The 12,617-nt window shown below is 44.0% G+C and carries 13 protein-coding genes; 5 read left to right on the plus strand and 8 right to left on the minus strand.

Annotation, left to right across the window (positions count from 1 at the left end):
* Positions 1-2,508 (plus strand): hypothetical protein, encoded by a 2,508-nt coding sequence (locus HC752_RS01830; protein WP_190333372.1) that lies wholly within the window; start codon positions 1-3, stop codon positions 2,506-2,508.
* Positions 2,509-2,733: 225 nt separating this feature from the next.
* Entirely contained in the window at positions 2,734-3,423 is a 690-nt protein-coding gene (locus tag HC752_RS01835) for an MOSC domain-containing protein (protein WP_190333373.1), read from the plus strand.
* A gap of 191 nt (positions 3,424-3,614) precedes the next feature.
* Here the strand turns inward: HC752_RS01835 and HC752_RS01840 are convergent, their stop codons facing one another.
* Both HC752_RS01840 and HC752_RS01845 read right to left on the minus strand, forming a co-directional pair.
* The gene (locus tag HC752_RS01840) at positions 3,615-4,331 is read right to left on the minus strand and encodes a hypothetical protein (protein WP_190333374.1); all 717 of its coding nucleotides are present in this window, start codon (positions 4,329-4,331) and stop codon (positions 3,615-3,617) included.
* A gap of 352 nt (positions 4,332-4,683) precedes the next feature.
* Positions 4,684-4,881: a hypothetical protein gene (locus HC752_RS01845; protein WP_190333375.1), complete on the minus strand. Its 198-nt coding sequence runs from the start codon at positions 4,879-4,881 to the stop codon at positions 4,684-4,686.
* A gap of 225 nt (positions 4,882-5,106) precedes the next feature.
* On the opposite strand from HC752_RS01845, the gene HC752_RS01850 reads away from it, so the two are divergent.
* The gene (locus tag HC752_RS01850) at positions 5,107-5,754 is read left to right on the plus strand and encodes a DsbA family oxidoreductase (RefSeq protein WP_190333376.1); all 648 of its coding nucleotides are present in this window, start codon (positions 5,107-5,109) and stop codon (positions 5,752-5,754) included.
* Between the two features lie 52 nt (positions 5,755-5,806).
* On the opposite strand, the gene HC752_RS01855 is transcribed toward HC752_RS01850, so the two are convergent.
* The gene (locus HC752_RS01855; RefSeq protein WP_190333377.1) at positions 5,807-5,995 is read right to left on the minus strand and encodes a YqaE/Pmp3 family membrane protein; all 189 of its coding nucleotides are present in this window, start codon (positions 5,993-5,995) and stop codon (positions 5,807-5,809) included.
* Between the two features lie 112 nt (positions 5,996-6,107).
* Here HC752_RS01855 and HC752_RS01860 point away from each other — a divergent pair, with 112 nt between their 5' ends.
* Entirely contained in the window at positions 6,108-7,277 is a 1,170-nt protein-coding gene (locus HC752_RS01860; protein ID WP_190333378.1) for a MalY/PatB family protein, read from the plus strand.
* 96 nt (positions 7,278-7,373) lie between these two features.
* Here the strand turns inward: HC752_RS01860 and dapD are convergent, their stop codons facing one another.
* From dapD to HC752_RS01880, 4 genes are all read right to left on the minus strand, one after another.
* The gene (gene dapD / locus HC752_RS01865) at positions 7,374-8,405 is read right to left on the minus strand and encodes a 2,3,4,5-tetrahydropyridine-2,6-dicarboxylate N-succinyltransferase (protein WP_190333379.1); all 1,032 of its coding nucleotides are present in this window, start codon (positions 8,403-8,405) and stop codon (positions 7,374-7,376) included.
* A gap of 246 nt (positions 8,406-8,651) precedes the next feature.
* Positions 8,652-8,963, minus strand: a complete 312-nt coding sequence (locus tag HC752_RS01870; RefSeq protein WP_190333380.1) for a YebG family protein — start codon at positions 8,961-8,963, stop codon at positions 8,652-8,654.
* An 18-nt stretch (positions 8,964-8,981) separates the two neighbouring features.
* Positions 8,982-9,119 (minus strand): hypothetical protein, encoded by a 138-nt coding sequence (locus HC752_RS01875; protein ID WP_190333381.1) that lies wholly within the window; start codon positions 9,117-9,119, stop codon positions 8,982-8,984.
* Positions 9,120-9,121: 2 nt separating this feature from the next.
* Positions 9,122-10,006 carry a LysR substrate-binding domain-containing protein gene (locus HC752_RS01880; protein WP_190333382.1) on the minus strand — a complete coding sequence of 295 codons (885 nt, stop codon included), beginning with the start codon at positions 10,004-10,006 and terminating at the stop codon, positions 9,122-9,124.
* Between the two features lie 102 nt (positions 10,007-10,108).
* Here HC752_RS01880 and HC752_RS01885 point away from each other — a divergent pair, with 102 nt between their 5' ends.
* Positions 10,109-11,083: a TDT family transporter gene (locus HC752_RS01885; RefSeq protein ID WP_190333383.1), complete on the plus strand. Its 975-nt coding sequence runs from the start codon at positions 10,109-10,111 to the stop codon at positions 11,081-11,083.
* A 166-nt stretch (positions 11,084-11,249) separates the two neighbouring features.
* Here the strand turns inward: HC752_RS01885 and HC752_RS01890 are convergent, their stop codons facing one another.
* Positions 11,250-12,128, minus strand: a complete 879-nt coding sequence (locus HC752_RS01890) for an O-methyltransferase (protein WP_190333384.1) — start codon at positions 12,126-12,128, stop codon at positions 11,250-11,252.
* Positions 12,129-12,617: the final 489 nt, after the last annotated feature.

The raw sequence follows: 12,617 nt of genomic DNA on the forward strand, positions 1-12,617 counted from the left end.
GTGAAGCGAAGTTTAGCGAGATTGAGAGCACCGTTTTTTGCTCTGTTAGCCTGTGCATTTGCTTGGGCAGGAAAGGCGCAAGCGAATATTGAGCAAAGCAACGACTCGAATAGGATCGACATTGTTGAAGCCTACGTTGAGTTGTTCATGCAATATGAACACAATAGTTTTTATCGAGTCATGCAAAACGCCAGTGAGGAACCCTATTTAGCGCTTCAAACGTTTGCTACACAATGGCTTCAGCTTGAAGGTGGCTGTCGCAATCAAGTGTGCTTGTTTTATCAACCAAAGGATGTTCAAGAGCAGCGGCAACCTTATCAGCTGGATTTGAACCGCAATCAGTGTCTTTTGCCCAACAGCAAAGACATTCGGACGATCGACTTTGTGACCATAGAAGGGGAGGCATGGCTTCATTGGGCATCGTTTGTTGATTGCTTCCCTATCTCCATTTTATGGGATATCGAGACCTATTCTCTCAAAGTGAAGCTCCATTACAACACGTATAAAGAATTAGAGAAAAAACTGGCGCAACGCCGAGAGATAGCAAAACAAAAAGCCAAAGAATTGGAAGAACGAAAAGCCCAAAAGCGTATCGAATCTACCCCAGTGACCTCAGCTTCAGCAAGAATAAAAGGGCGAGCAGAGTTTTCATCCAGTGGGCAGCCTAATTACAACCTCAGAACCGATGCTTACCTTGCCCATCGCGATGCTCGCTTTGAAGTATCTTACGACACCAACGTACCCAAAAACGTGGATTATTATCAATTTGAAATTAGCCCATTTCCCTTGGGGCATCAGCTTCAAGTGGGTCATGTCGTATTGGATCCGGGCTTGGCCACTAGCAGCGAAACGTTTGAAAACGGTGTGTACTACTCCCGATTAAAACCCAAGACGCAATCAGGGCGATTGGTCATCGAGGAGCAAACCCTACCCAATACCTTCGTGGATGTCTATGTGAACGACATTTATCGTGGAACACTCAGATCGGATGCCTCTGGGCGTTACAGTATTTCTGACTACCCCCTGTCAGCGGGCGATCAAGTTGAACTGCATGAAATGGTTCGCTCTGGTGTAGTGGAGCACAAAACCATAGAAGTGGCCGACATTGACGAAGTGCTCTTAGATAAAGGGCAGTGGGACTTGGAATTGGGTGCATCACTGACCGATGAACACACTGGTAAAGTCCAAATTAGTTATGGCGCAACCCACTCATTAACATTGGTTGGCTCCGCCTACAACATTGATGAGGATGCGATAGGAGGGCTCGGGCTGCGATGGCTTCCAACCCATTTTTTCTCTATTGCAATGGAATGGCTGCCTGATCAGTTTGTTATGCCAACTAGCATTGAGCTGGCTATCGGTGAAAAACATAGACTTGAAGCAAATATTAACCATGTTGATCTCTTTGGTCGTACTCCTAAAAAACGAGCGCATCAAATTCATTATCGCTACTTAGATAGCCCTATCAGCTTTAACCTAGATGCGACCTACGATGGCAACGAGCTGGCGGTGATTCCCCAAATTCGGGCACAAACCGTCTCGTCGCAATTTTTAACGTTAGAGCTCAAACATCGCCGAACCCCACAAATTATCCGAGATGAATTGAGCGCAAAATACGCAATACATACTCATAAATATGGTTCACTTAACCTCAGTTCTATTTTTAGCGACGGTAAGAGCCCAAGATATCGTGTTGGTTACCGTTATCTTTGTTCCAACTGTTTTTTCTCCGGTTGGTGGCAAACACTGCAAAGTAGCTACAGTACGCAACTGACCTGGCAGAATGCCAAGTTTGAGTATTCAGGCAATGCCAAATGGGCATTAACACCAAATTGGTCAGGAGAGGTTGCGATTCACAATGACAGCGTTTCTCTCGCCTTGGAAACAAAATGGGGAGGCAGGTTATCCAAAAGCGGAGCATCGGTATCGAGCTTAGAGCTTCCATGGGAAGAATTTATTTACGCCGAGCTCACAGGGCGGGTGCTGGATAACCACGATCAGCCAGTCGCGAATGTCGAGTTAAAGGTGAACAATAAAAAAGCCATCAGTGATGAAAATGGCGAGTTCCATTTTACTGGGATTGGTTACGGGGAAGACATGCAACTTCATATTGACGACTCAACACTAGACCTCCATCTAAAGCCAGAAGAAAACCCAATCTATTTTCACGCGAAGAAAGGCGGTAAAACACATATTGATATTCGGGTTAACAAGAGTTTTGGTGTCGATGGCATAGTAACAGCACCATACAGTTTCAGCGGTTGGCATGTGAATTTTTATCACGAAGAGAGCAGTCGTTCGTTTTCTACCAAAGTAGAGCAAGATGGCTTCTATTTTGTTGAAGACCTGATACCGGGAGATTATCGAATTGTGGTTGAAGATAACGATATAGAAGTGGAGACTCGCGCTCGTATTCGCAGTGAAGATTGGGTTAGCGGTTTAAACTTTATGATCTATAAGTTGCACAAAAACGCTAAACCCATACTTCAAATCGTATACCAACCTTGATGAAATCACCTGAACTTGGGATGACCGATTGTTTTCTCATGGCTCATGAGAAAGATCCGATTGAGAATAGGTATTGTCATGGATTCGCTAGCCGCTTATATCCCAAGTTCGGGTGCGATATTTTGTCTGCCAGTAAGTTAACTGATATTTTAATCAAGATTAAGATGGAACTATCCTGCCGCTAACGCATCCTAGGTCAACAGACACTAGTAATGGAGTCGATATATGAAGCAATTGGGCGTCATCGAGTCAGTGCTTACTGGCAAAACTCAGTCCTATTCACGAGGGGCTCTCAGTGCCATTAATAAAACGATCCAATCTGATAGATTACAAGTGACGACGCTGGGTTTTACTGAGGACGAACAGGGTGATCCTCGCTTCCATGGGGGAGTGGAAAAAGCGTTACATATCTACCCTTCAGAACACTACCAAAAGTGGCGCAGCGAGCTTGGTGAAAAACCCATTTTCGAATCGGTTGGGGCATTTGGTGAAAATCTGAGTTCTCGCGGTGTCGATGAGCATTCACTTTGCATCGGAGATGTTGTGCAAATGGGCAGCACCACGCTTCAAGTATCACAAGGGCGGCTGCCTTGTTGGAAGCTCAATGATCGCTGCGATGAACCGGATATGGCGCTTCGGTTTCAAATGACCATGCGAACAGGATGGTATTTTCGTGTGCTCGAAGAAGGGGATATTGGCGCGGGTGATGCCATATACCTGATAGAGCGCCCCTATCCAGATTGGTCTCTAGCACGTGTAATGGGGTTAATTTATCGCGGTGTGTTAGACGAACACGAACTGAAAGCCGTGCTGGATATTCCTTTGGTGTACTCATGGCGTGCGCTATTCGAAAGACGCATCGAAACAGGCAGCGTTGAGAACTGGGCATTTAGGTTGTTTGGCAATCAACACTAATGTTAACAAGCGATTTTCTTGTTTATTTATACCTAAGTCACCTCAAGATACTTGGTTCGGCGGGAATGAACTGGATTTTAGGTAAGACATCGATATGAAGACCTAGCGGCGCTAAATTAAGTACCTTGAGGTCACTGAGTATAAGATAAGAACCTAGATATCTAGGTTCTTATCTTTACTTATAGTTTCGGTTAAAAAGTTTTAATTATCGAATATTTGTCGTTGTTTGATTTTCTGGTGATCACATATCCAATTTGATTTTGATATGAACCACCACTCACTGAGTTAGAGGCATATATCAAGGCATCTTCAAAACCGTCGTGGTTAAAATCACCTTTCCACACAATGCTCATTCGCTGAATGCTTCCTACATTGTCTCTATATTCAGTAGTATTTGAATCTATTACGTTTACGTCAGTAATTTTTGTAACGTCTGACCAAGTTTTTGAAGCTGTAATTTTTGCTTGGGATTCGTCAGAGATACTTAATAGAAATTCTGAGGGGGCAAGAGATGGGAAATTTTTGTCTAGTTTAAGACCGGAAATAAATGTTTGTTCAGAGGAAGTTAAGGATAATGAAGCTTCTACCAATTTACAATTTAAGTAAACTGCATCAACCCAAGCCTTATCCATTTGACTTAATGGACTTGAGTGCTGATATTTGGATATCAAGTTTGAACAGTTATCTACGTCAAACTCTTCTTTCTTCTCGTTTAGCAAAGGCATTGAATAGTCCCAAGTGGTAACTAGAAGGTTCTGTATGTCCTTTTGTTTGATGAGTTCAACGCTTTGGTTTATGGGTAGCAAGCTTACAATATTTGAATATGTTGGGGAGAAGTTACACCCAAATACTAAAGGTGATGATACAGATGATAAAATTGCCAGTGATATAAATCTTTTTTTAACCATTGCTATTTCTCAGTAGGTTTTTGACGTAAGTGTTACGTTCCGGCGATATTCCTTTTCGATTACACTCCAAAGCTGCTTTGGTGAAGTCCCTAGCTTTAATGTGTTTATTGAAATTGACGAAAAGGCTTTTGAGCTTCGTCATGCCTAAGTTAAAAATCATGTCAAATAATGCAAGTTTCACTTTATCGGGATAGCTATAAAAATCATTGCTTCCGTAAATACTGACAAGTTCTTTTTCAAAACTATTGATGTGCTGATTAGTGATCTTATCTATTTCGGAGTCAGTGAGAACTAGTTTTGTATACTTCTTAAAAGTCCGTGCTCCATAGATATTACCAAACGGTTGTTTTTTTTAGGAGTTCAAACTCCGATTCAATATCTGCAGAAACTTTTTGATGGCTGCTACAGTTTTTGATCTTTCTGGTACGACGCCCAGTTTCCCATCAATTTTTAATTCTGGGTTCACTGTTTTTAGCTTATTTAGGGAAGTTTGTACCCATTTAATGTCTTCTTTATTGTTGAAACCACCTATGCCTACCGACTTATTCATGGTCATATCCATATCTCCTGAAAATTTAACTATATAAATCATTGATATAAGCTAATTACAATATTGAAAAGTTAATAAAATGAACGTTTTAGGTAGACTTACTGCTTTAGTGTAATAGGTTAAGTAATCAATTACATGAATGCTGGAAAATAGAAGTGAGTCAGGTATTTTAAAACAATCTCGGGTACATTAAGAAAATACAAACGAGTGATAGGTAAAATAGGGATGAGCAAACAGCAACTAAAAATTGATTTGGTATCCGATGTCTCTTGTCCGTGGTGTATTGTCGGGTATAAAAGGTTGGAACAAGCGATGGCGCAAGTTGCCGACCAAATTGAGGTGGAAGTGAATTGGCATCCGTTTGAGCTTAACCTCGATCTTCATCAAGGGGGCGTTAACTTGCGTGACTACCTGATGAAACGTTATGGCACAACCGCAGAGCAAAGTATTCAGGTGCGAAATAATCTGACTCAATTAGGGAAAGAGGTCGGCTTTGATTTTAACTTCTCCGACGAAATGAACGTATACAATACCCGCGATGCTCACAAGCTGGTCGCTTGGGCGGGTGGCTTCCATAAGCAAACCGAGATGAAGCTCGCGTTATTCCAAGCGTATTTTAGCGATGGGAAAGCGATTGAAAATCACGAAGTACTAACCCATTGCGCCGAATCGGTTGGACTTGACCCTGCGGAAGCGAGACAGGTTCTCTTATCTGAGCAGTGGAACAAAACGGTAGAAGATGAAGAAGTGCACTGGCTATCACTCGGTGTGCACGCTGTTCCGGCGATGGTGATCAATGAGCAGCATCTGATCAGTGGCGCACAACCCGTGAATATTTTGGTCGAGGCAATGAAAGACATTGCCTCGCAATAGGGGAAAGCTTACTTAAGCCACCAAGCTTGCTCGCCTAGCAGCCATTTTCGTATTAGTTATCTATTGCGTCTTTGATTTTCTGATCCGTTTTGTATTGGCTCAAGGCATAGACCGACCAAATCGCAGCAGGAATCCAACCAATTAATGTAATTTGCAGAATCAGGCAGATGATGCCACTGAATGGTCTGCCGATGGTGAAAAATTGCAGCCAAGGTAGCAGCAAAGCTAAAAGTAAACGCATAGTCTATATCCATGATTTGTTATGTCGTTCCACTATTATTGCGCCTGCTATCCAATTTAAAAAGTCTTATGAGTGAGAATGTTCCCTACAACCCTTTTCTAAAGGAAAAATCATGCCTTCTTTGTTTGATAGACCTCACAATCGTATAGGAACGGGCTCAGTGAAGTGGGACTGCAACCAACAGAAATTTGGTGCTGTCAGTGATGATGCTATTCCTATGTGGGTATCTGATTACGATTTTGCCATTCCTCCGCCAGTGTCTAAAGCGTTGCAGTCGCGGCTAGAACAGGGGGTTTTTGGGTACACCGAGATCACCCCAACGTATTTCGACACTGTCAAAACGTGGTATCAAGAGCAGCATCAGCTCAATCTGGATACCAATTGGGTACTGCCAGTGAATGGCGTTATGCCGGGCATCGCATTGGTGATTGAGCAAATCACAAACGAAGGCGATTCTATTGCGGTTCAGTCTCCGGGGTACGGTAAGTTTAAAGAAGCCGTTGCTCTATCAAATAGAGTGGTCGAAGAGATTGCCATGGTGTCGGGAGCCGAGGGTTATGGCATGGATCTGAATGCCATCGAAGCCGCTTTTGCATCCGGTGTGAAAGGATTCATTCTATGCAATCCTCACAACCCTGTAGGGCGGGTTTGGCGCTCTGAAGAGGTGCAAGCGATAGCGGAATTGTGCTACCGCTACGATGTGTGGCTGATCAGTGATGAGATATGGTGCGATTTAGCGTTAGCAGGGCACCAATGCTGGAGCGCGCTGAACTTGGAAGAACGGTATTTACAAAAGCTGGTGGTAACAACGGCTGCGACCAAAACGTTTGGATTGGCTTCCTTAAGGTTAGCCAACCTTGTTATACCGAATCCCGCGCTTAAAGGAGCGCTGGAAAAGCGAAGAAAAGCGCTGTTCCTTGATTTGTTTGATGCCATGGCCATCATTGCATCCCAAACGGCTTATGGTACATCGTTGAGTTGGTTAAATGACCTAAAGGCATACGTACTTGGGAACATGGAATACTTGAATGATTTTCTGCGTCAGTATATTCCAGAGGTTTCATTTCGAATGCCACAATGTGGATACCTTGTGTGGGTCGATTGCAGAGCACTCAATCTGACCGATGAAGCGCTTCGTCAGCAATTTGTTGATATTGGTGTATTGCCTTCGATGGGCACTGAGTTTGGTGTGGGTGGCAGTGGGTTTGTTCGATTGAATTTAGGGTGTCCCCGCGACACATTAGCACAGGCGTGCCAAAGGCTGTTAAAGCTTAAGAGCTAAAAAGCAGACACAAAAAGACCAGCGTCATGCTGGTCTTATAATATTAATATAAACAAAAGTTTACGTGTTTATACAATGCCATCACAATCGAGGTGATCAGTTATTGCTGTGAAGCTCGCTGTTTAACTCAACGGCTGTTTTGTTGGTTAGGCACTCAATTTGTCCTGTGACCGAGTTGCGACGGAACAAGAGATCCGATTTACCAGCAAGGTCACGTGCTTTCACTACTTCGACTTCTTTTCCGTCTGAATCCAGCATGCGCACTTTAGAACCCGCTGTAACGTACAGACCCGACTCAACCGTACAACGATCGCCCAGCGGGAAACCAAGACCAGCGTTAGCGCCAAGCAGTGAGTTCTCACCGATAGAGACAACGACTGTACCACCGCCAGAAAGCGTACCCATGATGGACGCACCACCACCGATATCAGAGCCATTACCGACAACCACACCCGCAGAAATACGACCTTCAACCATGCTCACACCAGCCGTACCAGCGTTGAAGTTGATGAAACCTTCGTGCATAACCGTCGTGCCTTCACCTACGTGCGCACCAAGGCGAACGCGAGACGTATCCGCAATACGAACACCAGTCGGTACGATGTAATCCACCATTTTCGGGAATTTATCCACGCAATCAACAGACAGGTTACGACCTGCTAAGCGTGCTTCGATTTGACGATCGGCCAGTTCAGGCAGATCGATCGGACCTTCGTTAGTCCATGCGATGTTATGCAGCAGACCAAAGATACCATCAAGTACGGTGCCATGAGGTTGTACTAGGCGGTTAGAGATCAGTTGAAGCTTTAGGAAACCTTCGGCAACAGAGGTTGGTTTCTCATCCGTTGCGAGCACAACAAGAACTAATGGTTGCTCTGATTCTGCTGCTTTTGCGGCAAAAGAAGCGTTAGCCGCGTCGCCGTTTGCTTCGAATGCGTTTGCCAATTCTGCACTTTGAGCCGCAGAGATTTCAATTGCTTGGTTGCCCTCTTGGTAACCCGCCACTTCCGCTACTGCTTTCACCAATGCATCGTTTGGGTTGAGCGTTGGGTTAGGGAAGAAAGCTTCAATGATTTTGCCGTCGCGGTTCTTGGTAGCCGTACCAAATGCCAGAGAAAATGTTGCCATGAGTGAAATCTCCTTGGTTGAATTTCTTTCGTTTGCTTAGGCGGGGGTCACCACCCAAACAAATCATCAATCTCGTTGACATGCATCCTACTTACCCCGCAGACGAGATGAAAGAGGGAAAAGCCGGATAGTCTGCCAAACGATATATGCTGTCTGATTAGAGATATAATATCTCTAAAAAGAAAATAGCCAGCAATATTAAACTGGCTATTTGGGTCAATGATGAGTGCGTAGCGCCGATGCAGATTAGGCTGCGTCTTCTTCAGGCTCGTTCGAGTCGTCCGCTTTATCTTTCACCGCTTTAGGCTTTTTAGGCGTCTCGGCTTTGCGCTTTTTCGCGCCAAGAGCATACAACACTTCATCTTTATTCTTCGCCAGATAAAGAGACAGTTCTTCTTGTTTCCCTTCATCTTCAATGAGATTGCTTCCTGATATAATACCGAACAGCTCATCAGCCATATCTAACATTTTGTCATAAGCGTCGGCTTCAGCCTTAGAGGTAAAAGTCATCTTTTCTTCTCCGTTGCGCTCCACCACGTACTTGACGATTACAGCCATGGTTATCCTCTTTTGAACTTAGATTTGATCTACTGGTTGTTTATACAGATTGTTTGCCTGAGTGTCTAGCCCACAAACGTATTGTGAGAGGTCAATACCTGTGTCTTCAAGCCCTATGTCTTCCAATCCTATTTCTTCCAACCCTGTCTTTGCCACACCTAAACCTGCCAACGTGAACAGAACTCCAAGAATGCTTTAAGAAGCGGGCTTTGGTACTTTTCTTTGTGCAGCAGTATCCAGAACTTTCGTTGAAAATCGATCGGCAAATCTAAAACAACAACTCGCCCAGCGTCAATCGCGTGTTGTACCGACCGGCGAGATATACACGCTAGCCCCAAGTTTGCGGTTGTACCGTTGATAATGGCTTCGGTTGTATTCAGTTGAAAAGATTCTTGCCAATACTCAATGCGTGGTGCAATTCGTTGGGTGAAAAACTCTCGGCTTCCCGACCCAGATTCACGTAAAAGCCAATCGGTGTATTCTAAATGTCGCACACCTAAGTTTGTCTGCTTTGCGAGTTCATGTTTTGGGCTTGCGATGATACACATTTCATCCAAGCACCAAGGTTGAGTGATGAGCTGGGGGTGCTGCGTTTTTCCCTCTATTAATCCAATGTCCAATTCATAGTCTGCCAGTTTTTCGCAAATGAGGGCGGTATTGGCAATAAAAAGCGATTGGTGATGGTGTTGAGTGACAGAGCGAAAATGACTGAGCATAAATGGGGCGATTTGGTTACCTATGGTATCACTGGCACCAATATTCAGTTCGCCATGTAGGGCTTGATCACTTTGGAATAACTGATCGATATCGTTGGCTCGATGCAACAGTTCGTCGGCAATGGGCAGCAGCCTTTTCCCTTCACGGTTCAATATTAAGCGATTGTTCACGCGGTCAAATAAAACATGCTTGACCTGCTTTTCGAGTTCGCTCAACGACATACTGACCGCCGCTTTGGACAAGTAAAGCTGGTCTGCAGCGGCGGTGATGGTTTTTTCCTGTGTTATAGCCACAAAAACTCGGAGCTGTTTCAGCGAAATATTCATTACGTTCAGTTTTTCTTAACCTTGGTTTAAATATATTCAGATATAATTAAATGGTTGGCAAGGTTATTATGTTACTACTGAGTTAATAGAAGATAAGCATCCATGATCAAGAAAATGACCACCAGAAGTGCTCTGGCACCTACTCCAATGGCAGGGTTAGCACTTGGTATTGCAAGTTTAGGGTGGAGTTGGGAAAACGCCGCCAATCTAAACGGTATAGGGCAATGGCTAAGTGCTGGTATTGCGAGTGTTCTCTTGATCATCTTAACGATTAAGTTCATGTCTCATCGGCATTTGCTTAAGGAGGACATGGCGCATCCTGTTGTTGGAAGTGTATTGCCTACTTTTGCGATGGCTTTGATGGTGATCTCTCACAGTCTCGGACAATGGAATCAAGGGCTTGGTGATGCTGTTTGGATGGCGGCGGTCTTAATACACCTCTCCTTTTTGGTTAGCTTTATCTATCACCGAAGCTTGAATTTCCAGTTAAGCCATATGGTGCCGAGTTGGTTTGTTCCACCAGTTGGTTTGATTGTTGCTGATGTCTCGTTTTCAGGGACGCCTGCGCTGAGGTATATTGCTGAAGGTGTGCTTAATTTTGGCTTGGTGACTTACGCCATTTTGTTGCCAACCATGATTTACCGTCTTGTTTTTTGTGACAATGTCCCCGATGCTGCGAAACCGACTATTGCGATTCTTGCGGCACCTGCCAGCCTATCTTTGGCGGGCTACTTGTCGGTAACACAAGAACCCTCTCCTATTTTGGTGGCATTATTATTTGGTATTGCCATTCTGATGACGGTGATCATTTATGCTGCTTTCTTCCACTTGCTTCGTTTGCCTTTTAGCCCTGCGTATGCCGCTTTTACCTTTCCAATGGTGATTGGTGCAACGGCGTTATTTAAGATGGCGGATTGGTTAGAAAGCATTGCTGTAATGCAGCAGTACGTTGAACAAGTTCGTTTTCTTGCAAATATTGAGCTGTTTGTTGCCAGTGCGGTCGTTGGTTATGTGTGTTGGTGTTACATTCGGCATGTACTACCAACCGTGATCATGTGCAAAAAAGTGGTGAATTAGTTGATCACGGGGTAGTTTTGGTGTTTCACATTGCGTGCTGAACGTGGTGTGTACAGAACATAATGTGTACAGAGCATAGTGTGTACAGAGCATAGTGTGTACAGAGCATAATGTGTACAGAACATAGCGTGTACAGAACAGTGTGTACTGAAGCGGCTCCTCAAACTCAAAGTGGGATCTTTATAACTTCTTTGGTCAGTAACGTATCGGTGATCAAGGCAATACCAATCTCATTCAAATCAATAGACAGGGCGACTCGTTCATCTTCTTCAATTTTTTTCCATGCGTTCTGCATACCTTCAGACCAATTAATGTCATCGATAATCATTACTGTGGTTTTAGCTAAGTAGGGTAGAGCCGTATTGAAGTAGTTCAGGACTGCATCATGGTCATGGTGCCCATCGTTAAAAAGGTAATCGATGGTTTGATGCGCCTCGAGCGTATTTTGAAATGTGGAATGAAAGGGACCAGTCACAACAGATGCATTCTTCAATTCCATGAAATCAAGGCTTTCTTGCGCAATCTTCGCCACTTCTGGTGAGCCTTCGAGTGTGAGTATTTTTCCTTTTTGATTCATCTTAAGGGCAGCGGCTTGGTAACAGGCTGATATGCCCACGCATGATCCCAATTCTAAGCATGTATCGGGCTTCAAATAGCGAATGAGTTTAAACAGAAATACTCCCCAAAATGCAGGTTTGCTAGAGCAGCACACTGCGCCAATGGTGGAATGGAATTCGATGCCCAATGCCATCTCTTCTTGCGTTCTCACGATATTTGGATGACCTGCCCCATAATCCAATACCGAAATCTCGGCATTCGACCCCAATAAAGTCGCACGGCGCTGTTCAATTTTCTCGAACGCAACTTTTTCGTCTGGAGAGTAAGTGTTATTAAGTGCATCGTATAATGCAGCCCCGACGGCTTGCACTTCGGGAGACTCGTGTTCCATTAAGCTTTCGAGCTCTAGCCTTGCCCGAAAACCATTCACTTTATGAACCGACGTTTTTAGCCAGCTTTTCACTGCCCTTGCCACAACATTTGGCATATCTAACCTTTTTTATGACTGTTCATTCAACGCCATCACTGCTATTACGCATGCGCTGAAACGGTGGTGTTAGCGCATAGAATAAATTAGCGTAAGCAGCACAGGCTAAATGAAAGAATTACAACACCCTCTCCTTTTTAAACCGACATGATTTGTCTAGTTGAAAGGAGCACCAAAGTAAGTCTGATCTTCACCTTTGCTTGTTACCTCATTATGGTAAAGGCATAAATTCAATCGATCTATGTTATAAAGCTGCAAATTATCAGTTAATAGAATAAAACGTGAATATTGTGACCATAACTGTGTAAATGGTCGCGAAAATGAGCCGCTGATGATATTCATTGGATTTAATAAAAATCTGAGTTTCATAATGCTCGGTTTGATCAAGAAAAATGAAATGTCACAGTGAGTGGATGATTCGTTTCCTACATGATGAAGTCAGGGATTGAAGAGAGGGGGGCGCGGATAGACCATTAGGATGCAATACAT

This window comes from Vibrio sp. S9_S30, from assembly GCF_014694455.1.
Classification (GTDB): domain Bacteria; phylum Pseudomonadota; class Gammaproteobacteria; order Enterobacterales; family Vibrionaceae; genus Vibrio.

What these genes read in the sequence shown, in the direction of transcription:
- dapD (WP_190333379.1), bottom strand. Translation starts at nt 8,405, where the DNA reads ATGGCAACATTTTCTCTGGCATTTGGTACGGCTACCAAGAACCGCGAC.
- HC752_RS01840 (WP_190333374.1), bottom strand. Translation starts at nt 4,331, where the DNA reads ATGGTTAAAAAAAGATTTATATCACTGGCAATTTTATCATCTGTATCA.
- HC752_RS01870 (WP_190333380.1), bottom strand. Translation starts at nt 8,963, where the DNA reads ATGGCTGTAATCGTCAAGTACGTGGTGGAGCGCAACGGAGAAGAAAAG.
- HC752_RS01880 (WP_190333382.1), bottom strand. Translation starts at nt 10,006, where the DNA reads ATGAATATTTCGCTGAAACAGCTCCGAGTTTTTGTGGCTATAACACAG.
- HC752_RS01835 (WP_190333373.1), top strand. Translation starts at nt 2,734, where the DNA reads ATGAAGCAATTGGGCGTCATCGAGTCAGTGCTTACTGGCAAAACTCAG.
- HC752_RS01855 (WP_190333377.1), bottom strand. Translation starts at nt 5,995, where the DNA reads ATGCGTTTACTTTTAGCTTTGCTGCTACCTTGGCTGCAATTTTTCACC.
- HC752_RS01890 (WP_190333384.1), bottom strand. Translation starts at nt 12,128, where the DNA reads ATGCCAAATGTTGTGGCAAGGGCAGTGAAAAGCTGGCTAAAAACGTCG.
- HC752_RS01860 (WP_190333378.1), top strand. Translation starts at nt 6,108, where the DNA reads ATGCCTTCTTTGTTTGATAGACCTCACAATCGTATAGGAACGGGCTCA.
- HC752_RS01850 (WP_190333376.1), top strand. Translation starts at nt 5,107, where the DNA reads ATGAGCAAACAGCAACTAAAAATTGATTTGGTATCCGATGTCTCTTGT.
- HC752_RS01845 (WP_190333375.1), bottom strand. Translation starts at nt 4,881, where the DNA reads ATGAATAAGTCGGTAGGCATAGGTGGTTTCAACAATAAAGAAGACATT.
- HC752_RS01885 (WP_190333383.1), top strand. Translation starts at nt 10,109, where the DNA reads ATGATCAAGAAAATGACCACCAGAAGTGCTCTGGCACCTACTCCAATG.